Source organism: Paenibacillus sp. FSL M7-0134, from assembly GCF_038007865.1.
GTDB classification, from domain to species: domain Bacteria; phylum Bacillota; class Bacilli; order Paenibacillales; family Paenibacillaceae; genus Paenibacillus; species Paenibacillus polymyxa_B.
The window spans coordinates 1,648,639-1,664,367 of the sequence record NZ_JBBOXV010000001.1; the positions used below are offsets into that span (position 1 = coordinate 1,648,639).

Here is a 15,729-nt window from a genome sequence, read left to right on the forward strand (position 1 = left end):
CTAATTAAACCTACAGCCGGATTCTACATTTATAAGGAGGCGTAAGCATGATACGCAAGCTACTGGGTGAGCCACCACGTGTGAACAAAGGCATCCTGCTAGATGCCATGAATAGCATGTCAGCTATGTTGAACCTGCTGGAGCGGCAAATTCAGGCTGGTGGAGATCCGACCCACGATTTTCGGAAGGCGGATATTTTAACACGCGGTCTAATGTCATCTCTGGATGAACTGGAGCAGAGCCATCATGCTTCCGCCTTTTTCCGTATGAAAGTGAAAGCCGGATATGCTGAAGATATGAGTGAGGATGAAAAATCCGATTATGCATTATATGTTTTCTTTTATAAAGATGGGTTTGTTCGGGTTTTCTCTATTTTGGATAAGCTGGGTAACTGGCTAAATGATCTGTATGATTTAAAAACAGGGCAGTATAAGGCGCACTATTCGTATTTTACCGTGTTGCGGCAGCTCAAGTATCTCAAAATGCATCCTGTATTGACCGATAATTTAATTGATATCAAGGATACTTACAACGATGCCATCAATCGGCTGCGTAAGCGTCGGAATACGGAGATACACTATATGAATACGGAAATGCAGGATGATCTCTGGCAACGACACCGAGCTTTGTATGGAAAAATCCAACTGGAGGACCTCGATCACCATTTGGAAGATTTGCAGCAGGGCTTGGAAATGGTATGTCGGTCGCTGTCAAACGCCTTTACTTATACTGCGAAACAATGGGAGAATCGGGCAGTACGCCCAAAAATATGATAGAAAATATCCTTTGACAAAGCAATGTAAACTATCTATACTGAAACCTAGTTTCAGAAAAATGCTTGAATTATGTTTTTTTATATAAACTTAACGGACAGCTAAAGCTGGAGTTTAACATATTTTTCTTATCCAGAGAGGTGGAGGGACTGGCCCGATGAAGCCCGGCAACCCGTTCTTTCCCGGTGTAATACACTGGGAGGGAACATGATGGTGCTAATTCCTACAAAACCGCTAGAGTTATAGCGATTTTGGCAGATGAGAAAAGGTTCGCAAGGTGGGGCCCTTTTCATTCTGTGAAAGGGGCTCTTTTTTGTATAAATAAATAGCGATTTTATACAATCCTGAGAGATGACAATTGGTTAAAAGGGTAAGGAAGAAGTGAAGGGGGTCGCAGCACGTTGATAGAGCTTAAGCAGTTAACCAAGCATTATGGCAAAGGCAACCGACGCGTTAATGCGCTATCTGGGTTGAATCTTTCTATAAAGCGTGGAGAAATATTCGGAGTGATTGGTCACTCCGGGGCGGGGAAAAGTACATTGATCCGCTGTATTAATTTATTGGAACGCCCTACTTCAGGTGAAGTATGGGTAGACGGGGTAAACCTCGCTACTGTGAGTCAATCCCAGTTACAGAAGCAACGTCGAAAAATCGGAATGATTTTTCAGCATTTTAATTTGTTATCTTCGGCAACGGTGTATGACAATATTGCATTTCCTTTGCGGTTGGTAAACACTCCCAGGGAAAAGCTGGACATGAAAGTTCGTGAGCTGCTGGAACTGGTGGGTCTGGAAGAACACAGTGGAAAGTATCCGTCACAGCTCTCAGGTGGACAGAAACAGCGGGTAGGAATTGCACGGGCGCTGGCTAGTGATCCTCATGTATTGCTGTGTGACGAAGCGACTTCTGCGCTTGATCCGCAAACGACGGGGTCTATCCTGAAATTGCTGTTGGATATTAATCAGCGCTTTAATTTAACCATCGTGCTGATTACACATGAAATGCATGTCATTCAAAGCATTTGTGATCGAGTTGGCGTCATTCATCAGGGCGACATCGTGGAGCAAGGCCCAGTGGCGGAAGTATTTTTGAAGCCACAGCACCAGGTAACCAAGGACTTTATCCAACGGGAGTCAGAACATCCCGAGGAGTTGCAAGCAGCGATTGCGGCAGCAGGTGGCGGTGAGTCGGCGCAGGTGGTACGTATCTCCTTCTTGGGCAGTAAAACATATGATGCGATTCTGTCGCGTACGGCTCGAAGCACTGGTGTTGATTTTGCGATCTTGCAGGGAACCATATCTACGATTAAAAATGTACCCTATGGACAGCTGATCGTTCGTTTTGAAGGAAACCATGAAGATATAGAGCATACGCTGCGCGAAGTGTCTGGGCAAGGACTTGATGTGGAGGTGATCGGACAATGAGCGAACTTGATTTTTCACAAGTGAGTTGGGATGAGCTAGGGAATTCTACTCTGGAAACCCTTCAGATGCTCGGAGCATCCGCATTGTTCACCCTCATTATTGGTTTGCCGCTTGGCATATTATTGTTTCTGGCGAGTCGCTCCTCGTTAACTCTGATGAAGGTGATATACATTGTATTATCATTCATCGTTAACATTTTACGTTCCGTACCATTTATCATTTTGATCGTTGCACTTATTCCTTTTACACGATCGCTGGTAGGTACCTCGACCGGGGTGTTGGGAACCATTCCACCATTGGTTATTGGGGCTGCCCCATTCTTCGCACGTCTTGTCGAAACGTCTCTGCGTGAAGTGGACAAGGGCGTCATTGAAGCCGCACAAGCGATGGGTGCCTCGACAGGACAAATTATCCGGCGTGTGCTGTTACGTGAGGCACTTCCGGGTCTGCTCGCTGCATTAACCATTACCGTCGTTACACTCGTATCCTACACGGCAATGTCCGGGATGATCGGGGGCGGTGGACTGGGTACACTGGCTATCAACTACGGCTATTATCGTTATGAAACGGCTGTCATGATCGTTGCGGTCGTGCTGATGGTCGTATTGGTACAATTGCTGCAAATGGCGGGAGATCGTCTTGTGCGGCATTATACTCGAAAATAGGGAAAACATATAGATATCCTTATTGATCAGGACGTCTGCTCCTGAATATTACAAATTATTGGAGGGGTAATAACATGAAGAAATGGGTATTGGCTGTATTAAGCTTGACATTAATTGCGGTGCTGGCGGCTTGCGGTACAAAGAGCACAACATCGGATACAAACAATGCGAACCAAAATACAGGCGGATCACCACGTGAAGTGGAGCTGAAAATTGGAGCTTCTCCTGTGCCGCATGCGGAAATTTTGGAAGCGATCAAGCCTCAGTTGGAAAAAGAAGGGGTTCGTCTCCAAGTCGTTCAGTTTAACGACTATGTACAGCCGAACGTACAATTGTTTGACAAGCAACTGGATGCTAACTTCTTTCAACATGTACCTTACTTGGATGTGATGAACAAAGAGCGCAAAATGGATCTGGTTTCTGTGGGCGCAGTTCATTTGGAGCCATTCGGTATCTACTCCCAAAAATATAAAAAGCTTGATGAAATCCCAGATGGCGCAACTGTAGCCATTCCGAACGATGCGACAAACGGAGGCCGTGCTTTGCTGCTGTTATCCAAGCAAGGTCTGATTAAGTTGAAAGACGAAGGAAACATTGAATCCACGGTGAAAGATATTACAGAGAATCCGAAAAATTTGGAATTCAAGACTTTGGAAGCGGCTATGCTGCCACGTCAGTTGCCTGAAGTGGATATTGCGTTGATCAACACGAACTACGCTCTGGAAGCGAAGCTGAATCCAACGAAGGATGCACTGGCACTGGAAGATAAAGATTCTCCTTATGCTAACGTTCTGGTAGCACGTCCTGATAATAAAGATTCCGAAGCGATTCAGAAGCTGATCAAAGCTTTGCAATCTCCAGAAACTAAAAAATTCATCGAAGATAAATACCAAGGCGCGATTATTCCAGCATTTTAAGCAGGGAACGAGAACGCATTGCACGCAAACCCCAGATTCTCTTGAACAAGAGGACTGGGGTTTCTTTTTGGATGGAGTTGTAGGGGAAGCTCAAATATTTTATACTTGGGGGTGACCGTTCTCTGTGAACAGGAGGAAAATTGTTGAGAGATAAAGTCGCATTCATAACCGGCAGTGCCAAAGGTTTAGGTAAAACGACCGCTTTGCGTCTGGCGGATGAAGGCTGTAATATTGCGCTAAATTATGTGCATAGCCAAGCAGAAGCCGAAGCGCTTAAGCGGGTGATTGAGTCTAAGGGAGTACGCTGCCTGTCTTTACAAGGGGATATCTCTGTTCAGGAAGATATCACGAGGCTGATTGGTGAAGTACAGGATCGGCTGGGTGGAGTCGATATTATGGTGAACAATGCCGGACCGTTCATCCGGGAACGCCGTCTGTTTGCGGATTACAGTGTAGCTGAGATTCATGCCATGATACAAGGAAATCTGGTTGGTACCATGCTGCTGGATCATTTGGTATTGCCCCACATGCGTAGCCAGCATTGGGGACGTATTATTCATTTTGGCTTTGGTCATGCTGGAGAAGCAAGGGCTTGGCCGCATCGTGCCGTCTACGCAGCCGCCAAGGTGGGGCTGGTGTCTTTTACGAAGTCACTGGCTGTGGAGGAAGCTCCTTATGGCATTACGGTCAATATGATCTGTCCAGGGGACATCCGAGGAGCAAATAAGGAAATGTCAATCGCCGATGTCATCGGCATGCAGGATAAAGAGACACCGCGTGGACGTCCGGGGAGCGGAGAGGACATTGCACGAGTGATCGCCTATTTATGTGAGGAGCATTCGGATTTTATAACAGGCAATATTATGGATGTATCGGGAGGTTTAGATCCCATTCGGCCAACCATATAAGCTTAAGTGATCCTTCAGACGCTGTAATACAAAAAAGAGTCTTGAGCTTCGTTACCGAAGTCAAGACTCTCATGATCATTATGCATCAAGCATTAGAATACTTGTACCACTTCTTGGACGCCGTCGACTTCTTCGAGAAGAGCGCGTTCAATCCCTGCTTTCAGCGTGATTGTGGAACTTGGGCAACTGCCGCAAGCGCCTACCAGCTTCAGCTTAACGATGCCGTCTTCAACGTCAACCAGCTCAACGTCGCCACCATCGCGTTGCAGGAACGGACGGAGCTTATCCAGTACATCTGCTACTTCGTCATACATTTGAACGCTTTGTGTTTCGCTCATTAGAATTCAACTCCTTTCCTATACCTTTATTATTATATTACAAAGCGGGCCAAATTAAAATGCCCGTCATCCAAAGCAGGTGAAAAAATGTTAAGACCTATTATTGAGTTTTGCACCAGTAATATGCATTGGGGTACCGATGAGATCATGTCCAAGCTGGAACAGAATCCAGATTATGATGTGATTGAATACGGCTGCCTAAGCAATTGCGGTCAGTGCAACGCCGAACCCTATGCGATGGTCAACGGCGAGATTGTATCCGCAGATTCAGCAGAGCTTCTGTACGAAGTGATTATGGACAAAATTAAGGAAGCTGAAGCATGGGATAACCTAGATTTGGATTGAAAGGCTCTGTTAGACAGCTCCTTTTTGTAGAGAATATACATGATGCAAACACTAAACAAACAAAGAAGACCTGCTCTGAGAGCGGGTCATCTTTGTTTGTTTAGCATACGTTTATCCAAAATGGCGTTTGGACTTCCAGAGCACACCGCTTTTAAGCAGGCGTGGTACTCGTCCGCGCAATGAGGTACTGCCCATAAAGCCATAGCCGAACCCGGCCTTCTTGCCAAGTGCGCCTAATGTACCGCGCAGCTTTAAAGGATGCGGATGAGGCGTTTGGCCCTTCCACAGGTCACGTACAATGTGTGCGATTTGCTCCCCTTGCACTTCTGCCGCTTGAGCGCTTGGAGAGTAGGGAAGGCTCGCACAGTCTCCGACCACATACACCTCAGGATGATCCGGTATTTGATAATACTCGTTGAGCACGATGCGACCCTGAGGGTCTTTAGGGACGGCTAAATCCTGCACGATTTTTACTGGCTGAATCCCAGCCGTCCATACCACTGCATCCGTTACAATTTGCTCGTCACGGTTATAAATAGCCCCCGGCTCAATACGGGAAACCGCAACATGATTCAGCGCATTTACCTGATGCTCCTTGAACCAAGCATGTACATAGGCAGACAAACGTTGCGGGAATGCCGATAGCACCCGCTCGCCCCGATCCATAATGGTAATATTCAAATCCGTGCGGCTTTCACGTAACTCCGCAGCAATCTCAACACCGCTAAGACCGCCGCCTACAATATGAACATGTCCATATGGCTTGATTTCGTTCAAGCGCAGATAGGTTTGGCGAGTATGGTTAAATGACTGGATCGTACAGCTGTGTTCCTCAGCCCCTGGTGTATTGTGAAAGCGGTCGGTACAACCCAACGCAATGACAAGCTGGTCATAGGGCAAGGGTTCACCGTCTTGAAAATGGACAATCTTATTCTCCAGATCCATCGAGGTGACCTCTCCATATTTGCGAATAAGACGTTGTTCATCTGGAAAATGCACCCGCAAATCAAAATCAGAAACCGTACCTGCCGCTAGGGAATAGTACTCTGTTTTCAACCCCTGAAAGGGCATTCGATCCACTAAAATAACTTGAACATCGTCGGGAATGTGTTTATCCAGCAATTCTTTGGCAATGGTAAGGCCGCCATAGCCGCCCCCCAGAATAACGAAATTTTTCATCAAAATCCGCCTTCCTTTCGCTACCGTGTCCCCGGCAAATGGTCTGGTGTCTTATCGATCAAACACAAGTTTTTGTTGTTATAAAACCCGAGAATCGGGCCTGCCTTTGTCAGGCAGACCAGCGTATTCCGAGGCAGCATGATGCTGCATGGTGTGAGTAATGGGGATGAAATGCTCGCGGGAAATCTGAATCCGATATTACATTTATTCGAAAACTTCGATTTCGTTATAGAAGGTGTCCCGTTCTACAGGTATGCGTCCTGCACCTTTGACCAGCCAGATTAGCTCTTTACGGGTCAATCCGGCAGGGGTTAACGCACCTGCGGCATGGCTGATCTGCTCACGCACAATCGTGCCATGGACGTCTGATGCGCCAAAGGTGAGAGCGACCTGCGTCAATTGCGGGCCAATATTAATGAAGTAAGCTTTGACATGGTCGATATTGTCCAGCATCAGGCGGCTGATCGCAATGGTTTTGAGATCCTCGTAAGCGGAGTTACGACGCATGATGTTGGCGTTTTTGCTTTTCGGCTGCATGGACAGTGGAATAAATACCATAAATCCGTTCGTTTCGTCCTGCAATTCGCGAATTTGCAGCATATGTTCAATACGATCCTGATACGATTCGACCGAACCGTACAGCATAGTCGTATGAGTTTTCATGCCGAGATTGTGGGCCGTGCGATGTACTTCGAGATAGCGGTCCACGTTGGCTTTCGTAACACGCATCTTCTTCCGATATTCGTCGGACAAGATTTCCGCGCCACCACCAGTCAGGGATTGAAGTCCAGCCTTTTGCAGCTCCTGAAGCACTTCTTTAATACTCAAGCCGCTTATGCGTGTGAAAAAGTCAATTTCCGCTGCAGTGTAAGCTTTCAGTGTAACGTGGGGATACTTTTCATTCAGCGCCTTCAATGAGTCTACATAGTATTGGAAAGGCACATGATTATTATGACCACCGACGATATGAAATTCTCTTACCCCCGGATGGATGTGTTGCTCTACATAATCAATCATTTCCTGCCCGGACAACGTATAAGAGCCGTCCTCCCCCTGATCCTTGCGGAAATTGCAGAACGCGCAGCGCGCTTCGCATACATTGGTGAAGTACAGGCTCATGTTTTCGATAAAATAAACCTTTTTTCCGTTCTTGCGTAAATTAGCTTCGTTAGCCAACTGACCCAGTGTGAGGATATCGTCAGTTTCATACAAATATATACCGTCTTCAAGGTTTAAACGAATACCGTTCTGTACCTTTTCTACAATTTCCGCCATTCTGCGGTCTGTAAAAGGTGTAACTAATGTGGACATGCCTATTCCTCCTTCAAGTTGCTCTGTGCGAGGCTGTCCGCTAAATCAGCGGCACAAGCGCTAGGTGCGCACAGGATGTCCCGTTCCGTCGGTAAGAATCCGGCAGCGCGGATATACGATATGTGAAAAATGTTACAATGCCAGGCTACAATGATGAATGTCTCAAAATATCGCCTTTGAAATGACAAATTTCCGACAGTTTCTTTTACACACTCTTCACCTATTATAAACCTCACACCACCGGTGTTCAATACAAACGAATAGAAAAACAGGTCTTTAAGCCTGTAAGGGAAGGACATTCCATGACTTGAGCACCTGCTAATAGTGGAGTATACTGAAGGAGAACATGAAGTAAAAGAGGAGGATGGAGCTATGATTAACATCACCGATTCCGCTGCTGAGCGTTTGAAAGATATGCTGGAGCAGCAGGAAACGCCGAATATGTTTTTACGTCTGGGTGTTACGCCGGGTGGTTGCACTGGATTCTCGTATGCAATGGGCTTTGACGACAACGAGACGGATCAGGATATATATATGAACGTACAGGATATGAAGATTGTAGTGGAAAAGGAAAGCATCCGCTACCTAGACGGTCTGGAAATCGACTTTGAAGAGTCTGGAATGTCAGGCGGGTTCACGATTCATAACCCGAATGCTGTAGCGACATGTGGCTGTGGTTCAAGCTTCCGTACGGCTACAGATGCCGGGAAACCGAACGAAGAGCCTTGTTAAGATAGTTTAAAAGGGTACAATGAAATGAATTGTCTGCAAACCTGCATGATGGGGTGTTAACAATTCGAAAATGTAAATCAAGACCTCCAGAACGGTATAGTCACGTACTATATTCGTCCCGGAGGTCTTTTTAATGTGTAGAGATTACTTACTTAGGATCATTATCACTATGTATGGATTGGACCAATTTACTCAGGGCATTAAAAAAGGCAAATACAACTGTAAAAAGTAAGAGAACTACGGGTTTAATTTCAATCTCAGAAAAAACACTATATAGAACTAAAAATGCAAAAAAGAGTACTGAGCTATTTACGTTTTGTTTTGTGTAAATAGATTTTATAAAATCCATTGTATCACTCTCCCTTTTAATTATAAGAATTCAAAACATATAGTATAAGTACCTCATTAACAAAATAGAAGTTAACTTGGTATATATACCATATTGCTGATGATTTGTGAGAGAGAATATATGCGAATGTATTTAATGAACGACTTCTTATACATAAATTACAGTATTGCATACAAACCTCCAGGACTTATCGAATAAAAAATTCACATTATTTGAATTAGAGTTTTACTTCACTAAAATTTCAAGTATAGGAACTTACAATTGAATTCTGAGGGAGTGAAAGTATATATGAGCAATCCAGTTGGCTTAAAAAGAGTTACTATGACATATGGAACTGATGATGACCCTCATATGTATGAATTATTTGAGGGAGTTCTGTATGATCGTAGCTATTTCTTTTATCTTGAACATGGGATATTGTGTCTGCGGCATGTACGAAAGGTAGATCAACCGGATCATCCACATCTTTATGTGGATGGGGAAAGTGGGGGCCTCCAACTAGCGAACAATGTACAGCGTGAGATAATGGAGGTCGTTACAGAAATGATTGAGCGTTTGCGTAGTAAGGATGGATTGGCGTTTTTACTGGATGAACTGCTATGGCTACATGGTCGAAGTCATATTGAACTTAACCTCGTAAAAAATAAAGGATGATATATTTCTGTTGAAAACCAACAGCCTGTAACTACATTATGCTTCTATTGAGAAAGAATCTGTTAATATGGTTGCTGTGTTCAGTGAAGCTCTTTATCAATCAATTCATTTTTCCATCAATATGATTTGTAACCTTCCTCCACGGAGTTGGCACTTAAGAATAAGAACACGAAAGAAAAGAGGCTAGGGACGTATGAGGGAGTGGGTTGAAAAGGCGCGGCTAGGGGATGCGGAAGCGTTCGGTCAGCTGATGCTGCATTTTCGCGGGATGGCCTATGCGGTGTCCTATGACATGCTGAAGGATGTTCATCTCGCGGAAGATGCCGTGCAGGATGCGTTCATAGAGGCTTATCAGAATCTGGAGAAACTGCAGACCCCGTCCGCTTTTCCAGGCTGGTTCAAGACCATTGTCGTAAGACAGTGCCAGCGGATGCTGCGGCGCAAGCATCATTCGATGCTTCCTCTGGATGAGGCTGTGCAGGTTTCCGGAGGAGTACCGGGTTTAGCAGAAATTGCGGAGCGTAGGGAGGAGAGCCAAGTTCTGCAACAATCGGTGAAGGCACTGTCTGCCAAGCTGCGCGTGCCTCTGCGATTGTTTTATTTTTACGGCTACTCTCTGCAGGAAATTTCGGATTATCTGGGCACTCCGGTCCCGACGCTTAAGAAGCGGCTGCACGATGCCCGCCGAAAGTTGAAAGGTACACTCCCGGTAGCCGACCTTGTTTCCGTATTCAATCATTTGTATGAGGGAGGGCAAAACATGCTGCATATTGTTAACGGTGATGTTGTAGGCGAGATGTTGAAGCAGGGTGTTGTACAGGGTGATGTGCTTGTATGGAGAGAGGTATATCCGGCAGGACCGATATTTGCAAATCCAGCGGGGGCGGAAGAACGGGCACTGCGGGCCCAGGTCCTGGAAGAAACGATGGGTATTCCGGCCAGCAAATATATTACGAGCTGTGAGGAACAAGAGCAGAAACTTCGTGAGTTTATTAAGTATGATGAAGTCGTGTTGTGGTTTGAGCATGACCTGTTTGATCAGAGCATGCTCGCCTATCTGCTCCACTGGTTCAAAAGACAGAAACTGGGCCGCACGAAGCTGAGCCTGCTCTGTATTGGGGAGTTTCCGGGAATCGAACGGTTTCATGGTCTGGGACAGCTCACTCCGGCACAGCTTCAAACATTATCCGGGACCTGGCGGACTATTGGGCGGCAAGAAATGGAGCTTGGAAGCGAGCTTTGGCAGGCGTATGCTTCTCCTGATCCTGTTCAAATGGCTAATCTGCTGGAAGACAAGAAGGCAGAACTGGCAGCATCCGGCCTGCCTTTTGCCTATGAAGCCTTCACAGCGCATCTCAAGCGGCTGCCCTCGGAGCAGAATGGTCTTGGCATTGTGGAACAGACCACGCTTCAGGCCGTTCATAATGGAGTGAATACGCCATTGGAATTGTTTCGTCAGGTAACTGACGTCCTGCATGTGCTTGGGATGGGTGATCTCGAATACTGGAAATTTATTCGTGCTTTGGCGCAAGGCGAACATCCTTTGCTGATCATTGACGGGGATGAGGCCGGCTTGGATTTCAGACAAATTCCGGATTTTCTTAACCGAAAGGTAATTCTGACAGAGTTGGGTAATGAGGTACTGAATGGATCAGCGGACCGCATTGCAGTTCAAGGGATCGACGAGTGGTTTGGGGGGCTGCATCTCCATGGACATGAGGTTTCTTGGCGATGGGATGATTTGGCTGGTGGATTGGTCCGACATTGAAGAAAATATAGAAGCAGATTGTTTAAAGCGCGAAAGAGTTTTCCGTTTATGGAAAACTCTTTTTTATTTTTTAGTAGACCATATTAAGACAAGAAAACCAGCTAATGTTTGTCAAATAGTCCCTCGTCTATTTCTCTATAACTTATAGCTTGCATACCCGTATCAACCTTGAAACAAGCAGTATGGACATTAATAGGTGCTTTTTATTATCTGGAAGCAATAGATGCAGCACTTTCAACTAGGACACAAATTGTAATTGATTTTTTAGTGAGTTCTTCCCCGGTGTTAGCTATCATCAGTATATTTTCCTAATGCTAGGAACCGACATGGGCAGATGCGCATATACTTTCTAAAAACTAACATCGGGAGGAGATAAACTTGTATCAAGTACCTTCTTACTGGGGAAATTCATACTATATGCGGGCCAATTTTGTACCTATCTGGAACACAGGATTTCCGAAAGCAGTACAAATGATAAAGGAAGCGGTACAAGGGGAGCGTAACGATGAGTTGTTCTACGATGAATTGATCAATTTGGCTCCCTCACAAGAGCAGGTGGCTATTATTGAAAGCATCCGTAACGATGAGCGCGGCCACAATAAAATGTTCAGAGAGATGTATCGGGCTTTGACAGGACAAGAAATTGCAGGCATCAGTAGTGAGCAATATGAGAGGGTGCAATCTTATACAGAAGGTTTACAGCGCGCCTTGATGGGAGAGTTGGGTGCGGTGGAACGATACCGCAACATCTGGTTTGGATTGCCTGCTGGCATCTATAAGGACACGGTGTACGGTATCATATTGGATGAGCTTAAGCACGCTGCCAAATACAATTATCTGATTACGTTGAATCTCAGGTAACTATTGATCGAAAGTCAATACTACTCCACATCAATTGGATGCTGGATTTTATCCTTATATTCATCCACATAGAGTTGGCCGTTGCTGCCTTTAACGGCATAGAATACGTCCTCTAACTTTTTGTCGCGTGCCTTCAGTTGAGACAGCAGCCATGATTCGGGAATATGATTGGAGTTTAAATTGCCATGTAAAAGCTGTCCGTCGATTACAAGCTCAATTGGGAACTGTGTGGCATTACCTGCATTCAACTGCAGGTCTTTTAATGTCACGGCTTGCAGTTCCTTTTTCTTTTGAACAGATAGTTTTCCGTTAATCTCAAGGAGGGCGTACTCCACTTCTTCTATATTAAAAATTTCTTTCTGGCGAAGCTGTTGATTTAAAGAATCTAATGTCATATTATTTTTTTTTAAGTTATCTTCGAGAATGAACCCTCCTTCTATGAGAACGGTGGGTGCTCCCTCTGTCCACATCTTAAAGTTTCTGAATTTCAAAAAAAACTTGGATAAAACATAAGAAGTAATTGTAAAAACAGACAGGGCTATTAATAGGTGGACAACTTCTATTTTTTCGTTAAAGGCAAAGTTGGCTGCTATAGCCCCTAATATGACCGCCGTCACGAATTCGTGAAAGTTCATATTGGAGAGGGTTTGCTTCCCCAGTATTCTCCCAATTAGCATGAGGATAACGAATGCAGAGAAACTTCTGATCAAAATAGCGAGATGGTCCATGCAAAACCCTCCTAGTTTAAAAATTGCAGGTATTCAGTATAGGTTACCCGCTGCGCTAGAATAATATACCAGTGGAATTAATGCATTATATGTGATGTATAAGCTTGTTGGCGCAGGCGATCCCAGCTACCTTGTAAGGCTTGCCTTCTTTCTTTTTCTTTTCTTAATAGACCTTTAATTTTTGATTTGCTCTTTGTCGTAGTCCAGCATAGGCAACCAATTGTTTCGGCCCCACGAATTGTTTCCGTCTTTCCCTAAAACCACCTGAAATGGGTTAGAAATTTAGCTATTTGGTCGAATGATTTGATTTCTCTGCATATGAATAGACCTCCTTATGATCATGATCCAATGCTTCTACTGCTTCGAATCCGTAAATAGCTCCTGCGCGGTTCGCACAAATAACTGTACAGCAAGTGAAGCATTATGCAGGGATGGTACAGCGATACCGATTTGGCGTGTGATCAGAGGTGAAGTCTCCTTGACGGTCAGATCATGGGGGAACGTGGACAAGGCGAGTGAAGAAACAATGCCCATACCCAGTCCTTGTCGAACCATGCTGACCAAGGTGCTGATATTATGAGTAATGAATTGTGCCTGCAACTGACTTTGTTCGCGTTCAAAACCTTCCATAATGGCGACCTCATGTCCACCTTTACAAAAGATCATATCCTGCTCATTCAAGTCTCGAATGGCGATTTTGTTGTGCGATTGTAGAGGGTGACCGTCTGGCAGGAGAATAACCATGTCATCCTGACATAAAGGGATGACATCTACCTGAGGGTCTGGTAGCAGGATGATACCCGCTTCGATTTCTCTGGTATGAACCCACTCCTTGACTTCATTCGTGGAGCCTTCATGTAGGTCGAAAACAAGGTTCGGATAATGCTGACGAATATGATGAATAATCGGGGGCAGAAAATAGGCTGAGGCAGAAGGAAAGGCACCGATCGTGATCGTGCCCACGTCTAGACCTTTTTCAGCAGCCACCTGCTGCTGTACCTTTTCCATGCTTTGCAGCATCATACGGAATTGCAGCAGTACCTTGTGCCCGATGTCTGTCAGCAGCACTCCTTTTTTTCGGTCGCGCAGCAATAGCTGGACATCCAGCTCGTTTTCGATGCTGGCGATGGCATGGCTGACCGCGGGCTGCGTCATATGCAGCTCATGAGCAGTTTGGGTGAAGCTTAGCGTTTCAGCTACGCGAACGAAGATCATAATTTGAGTAATGGTCATAAGTGAAAAGTTATCTCCCTTATTGAAAACATTCATTTTATTTATTAGTGATCACAGTATACGCTAGTAAAGCAAAACTTTGCAAACGGCTATTCAGATTTTAGTCGGTAGCAATGAGCGATGAAAATCTAAGGGAGAGAAGACATCTATGAAAAAATTAACACCTAAAGCTACACTGTGGCTTGTCTTGATATTAGTGATGGTATGGGGGATCAACTGGCCGTTGACCAAGCTGGCTTTGCCAGATACACCGCCGATATTTTTTTCAGGAATCCGTACCCTACTGGGTGGTGTGATTCTGCTATTGTTCGCTATGCGTCACCGGGAAACCTTGCGCTTTAGACAGAATGCGTGGACTTATCTTGTGCTGGCCATATTTAATATTGCAGGCTACTATGGCTTGCAGACGGTAGGGCTACGTTATTTGCCTGCTGGGTTATTTTCCACTTTAGTGTTCCTTCAGCCGATCTTGTTGGGATTATTCTCTTGGATGTGGTTGGGGGAGCGTATGTTTCCCCTGAAGGTCATTGGACTGGTACTGGGTTTTGGCGGGGTGATCGTGATTAGCTCTGGTGGGATGGCAGGGCATTTGTCGGTACTGGGCATTGTGTTGGGACTAGCTTCAGGACTGTGCTGGGCGCTTGGAACGATTTATATGAAGAAAAAAAGCAATCAATTGGACTCCATTTGGGCGGTGACGATGCAGCTCATTTTTGGGGGGATCATACTCAATGGGATTGGATTTACGACCGAGAAATGGAGCGATATTCACTGGACTACCTCCTTTATCGCGATTTTATTGTTTATTTCGATATTCGTGATTGCGATGGGCTGGATGATTTATTTTAAACTGATCGATAACGGAGATGCAGGAACCGTCGGCTCCTATACGTTTATGATACCGGTGTTGTCCACGGTCTTTAGTATGGTAATGCTCAAGGAATCACTTACTTTGACGTTTGTTATGGGACTGGTGCTGATTGCAGGCAGTGTGTATCTGGTAAATATTAAAGAAAGAATAGAGTTATCCACCAAGTATCAGAACGGTGAGACATTTGAGGATTAACGGGGGGCGATGGATCAAGAAGAACTTCAATAACTTCTTTCATGCACGCATATTGGTAGTACCAATATAGCGTGCTTTTTTTGACTATGATTTTCAAAGAGGTTTGTCGTACCAAATTAGCTAACAAGATGTACTGTTATAAAAAACATTAAACTAACAAAATTACGTTAAAGGTTTTTTGTTTTTTTCTAGTTTTCGTTCTTATGTAAAGAATTCAATGAATATAATATTTTAGAGCAAAAAAAGAGGTGATAAAAGAAACGTGATACTCAATATCACTAATTTGTTATGTTTATATGGTGTTTGTTTTTTTGTAATGATTGTATTTTGCGTATTTTTGTTATGCTAACAATTGACATTTAGTATAACGTAAACTAGAATGAGTAAGAATTCATTTCCCAATCACATAATTAGTTTGGAATAATTGAAAGCGTTTACCTAATATTAGGATAGAGCTCTTTTTGGTTCTTTTTTCTTT

General features: G+C 44.7%; 16 protein-coding genes and 1 riboswitch. Of the genes, 11 read left to right on the top strand and 5 right to left on the bottom strand.

The genetic code is table 11. From position 1 onward, the window contains the following. Window positions 1-47 precede the first annotated feature (47 nt). From NSQ58_RS07315 to NSQ58_RS07335, 5 genes are all read left to right on the top strand, one after another. Window positions 48-773 (top strand): Cthe_2314 family HEPN domain-containing protein, encoded by a 726-nt coding sequence (locus NSQ58_RS07315; protein ID WP_076159662.1) that lies wholly within the window; start codon window positions 48-50, stop codon window positions 771-773. A gap of 125 nt (window positions 774-898) precedes the next feature. Then, window positions 899-1,038, top strand: a riboswitch (SAM riboswitch). A gap of 136 nt (window positions 1,039-1,174) precedes the next feature. Then, on the top strand, window positions 1,175-2,197 hold the full coding sequence (locus NSQ58_RS07320) for a methionine ABC transporter ATP-binding protein (RefSeq protein ID WP_053326058.1): 1,023 nt from the start codon (window positions 1,175-1,177) through the stop codon (window positions 2,195-2,197). After that, entirely contained in the window at window positions 2,194-2,862 is a 669-nt protein-coding gene (locus NSQ58_RS07325) for a methionine ABC transporter permease (RefSeq protein ID WP_023990182.1), read from the top strand. Before NSQ58_RS07320 ends, NSQ58_RS07325 begins: the two co-directional genes overlap by 4 nt. A gap of 74 nt (window positions 2,863-2,936) precedes the next feature. Continuing rightward, the gene (locus NSQ58_RS07330; protein WP_341057108.1) at window positions 2,937-3,779 is read left to right on the top strand and encodes a MetQ/NlpA family ABC transporter substrate-binding protein; all 843 of its coding nucleotides are present in this window, start codon (window positions 2,937-2,939) and stop codon (window positions 3,777-3,779) included. A 143-nt stretch (window positions 3,780-3,922) separates the two neighbouring features. Next, window positions 3,923-4,687 carry an SDR family oxidoreductase gene (locus NSQ58_RS07335; protein ID WP_023990180.1) on the top strand — a complete coding sequence of 255 codons (765 nt, stop codon included), beginning with the start codon at window positions 3,923-3,925 and terminating at the stop codon, window positions 4,685-4,687. Between the two features lie 92 nt (window positions 4,688-4,779). Here NSQ58_RS07335 and NSQ58_RS07340 read toward each other — a convergent pair whose 3' ends face one another. Next, window positions 4,780-5,025 (bottom strand): NifU family protein, encoded by a 246-nt coding sequence (locus NSQ58_RS07340; protein ID WP_013311836.1) that lies wholly within the window; start codon window positions 5,023-5,025, stop codon window positions 4,780-4,782. A gap of 87 nt (window positions 5,026-5,112) precedes the next feature. Here NSQ58_RS07340 and NSQ58_RS07345 point away from each other — a divergent pair, with 87 nt between their 5' ends. Further along, window positions 5,113-5,370 (top strand): YuzB family protein, encoded by a 258-nt coding sequence (locus tag NSQ58_RS07345; RefSeq protein ID WP_013311835.1) that lies wholly within the window; start codon window positions 5,113-5,115, stop codon window positions 5,368-5,370. A gap of 111 nt (window positions 5,371-5,481) precedes the next feature. On the opposite strand, the gene NSQ58_RS07350 is transcribed toward NSQ58_RS07345, so the two are convergent. Continuing rightward, window positions 5,482-6,549, bottom strand: coding sequence for an NAD(P)/FAD-dependent oxidoreductase (locus NSQ58_RS07350; RefSeq protein ID WP_069080299.1), 1,068 nt, complete (start codon window positions 6,547-6,549; stop codon window positions 5,482-5,484). A gap of 204 nt (window positions 6,550-6,753) precedes the next feature. Then, window positions 6,754-7,860, bottom strand: a complete 1,107-nt coding sequence (mqnE, locus tag NSQ58_RS07355) for an aminofutalosine synthase MqnE (RefSeq protein WP_023990177.1) — start codon at window positions 7,858-7,860, stop codon at window positions 6,754-6,756. Between the two features lie 372 nt (window positions 7,861-8,232). On the opposite strand from mqnE, the gene NSQ58_RS07360 reads away from it, so the two are divergent. The 4 genes from NSQ58_RS07360 (at window position 8,233) to NSQ58_RS07375 (ending at window position 12,224) form a co-directional block, all read left to right on the top strand. After that, complete coding sequence (locus NSQ58_RS07360) at window positions 8,233-8,592, top strand: HesB/IscA family protein (RefSeq protein WP_013311832.1); 360 nt, start codon at window positions 8,233-8,235, stop codon at window positions 8,590-8,592. 637 nt (window positions 8,593-9,229) lie between these two features. Beyond that, window positions 9,230-9,595, top strand: coding sequence for a hypothetical protein (locus NSQ58_RS07365; RefSeq protein ID WP_069080300.1), 366 nt, complete (start codon window positions 9,230-9,232; stop codon window positions 9,593-9,595). A 193-nt stretch (window positions 9,596-9,788) separates the two neighbouring features. Next, complete coding sequence (locus NSQ58_RS07370; protein WP_069080301.1) at window positions 9,789-11,363, top strand: sigma-70 family RNA polymerase sigma factor; 1,575 nt, start codon at window positions 9,789-9,791, stop codon at window positions 11,361-11,363. 417 nt (window positions 11,364-11,780) lie between these two features. After that, on the top strand, window positions 11,781-12,224 hold the full coding sequence (locus NSQ58_RS07375; protein ID WP_049828413.1) for a ferritin-like domain-containing protein: 444 nt from the start codon (window positions 11,781-11,783) through the stop codon (window positions 12,222-12,224). A 20-nt stretch (window positions 12,225-12,244) separates the two neighbouring features. Here the strand turns inward: NSQ58_RS07375 and NSQ58_RS07380 are convergent, their stop codons facing one another. Then, window positions 12,245-12,952 carry a DUF421 domain-containing protein gene (locus NSQ58_RS07380; RefSeq protein WP_023990171.1) on the bottom strand — a complete coding sequence of 236 codons (708 nt, stop codon included), beginning with the start codon at window positions 12,950-12,952 and terminating at the stop codon, window positions 12,245-12,247. A gap of 354 nt (window positions 12,953-13,306) precedes the next feature. Beyond that, entirely contained in the window at window positions 13,307-14,185 is an 879-nt protein-coding gene (locus NSQ58_RS07385) for a LysR family transcriptional regulator (RefSeq protein WP_028541439.1), read from the bottom strand. 148 nt (window positions 14,186-14,333) lie between these two features. On the opposite strand from NSQ58_RS07385, the gene NSQ58_RS07390 reads away from it, so the two are divergent. Next, window positions 14,334-15,251, top strand: a complete 918-nt coding sequence (locus tag NSQ58_RS07390; protein ID WP_075154714.1) for a DMT family transporter — start codon at window positions 14,334-14,336, stop codon at window positions 15,249-15,251. Window positions 15,252-15,729: the final 478 nt, after the last annotated feature.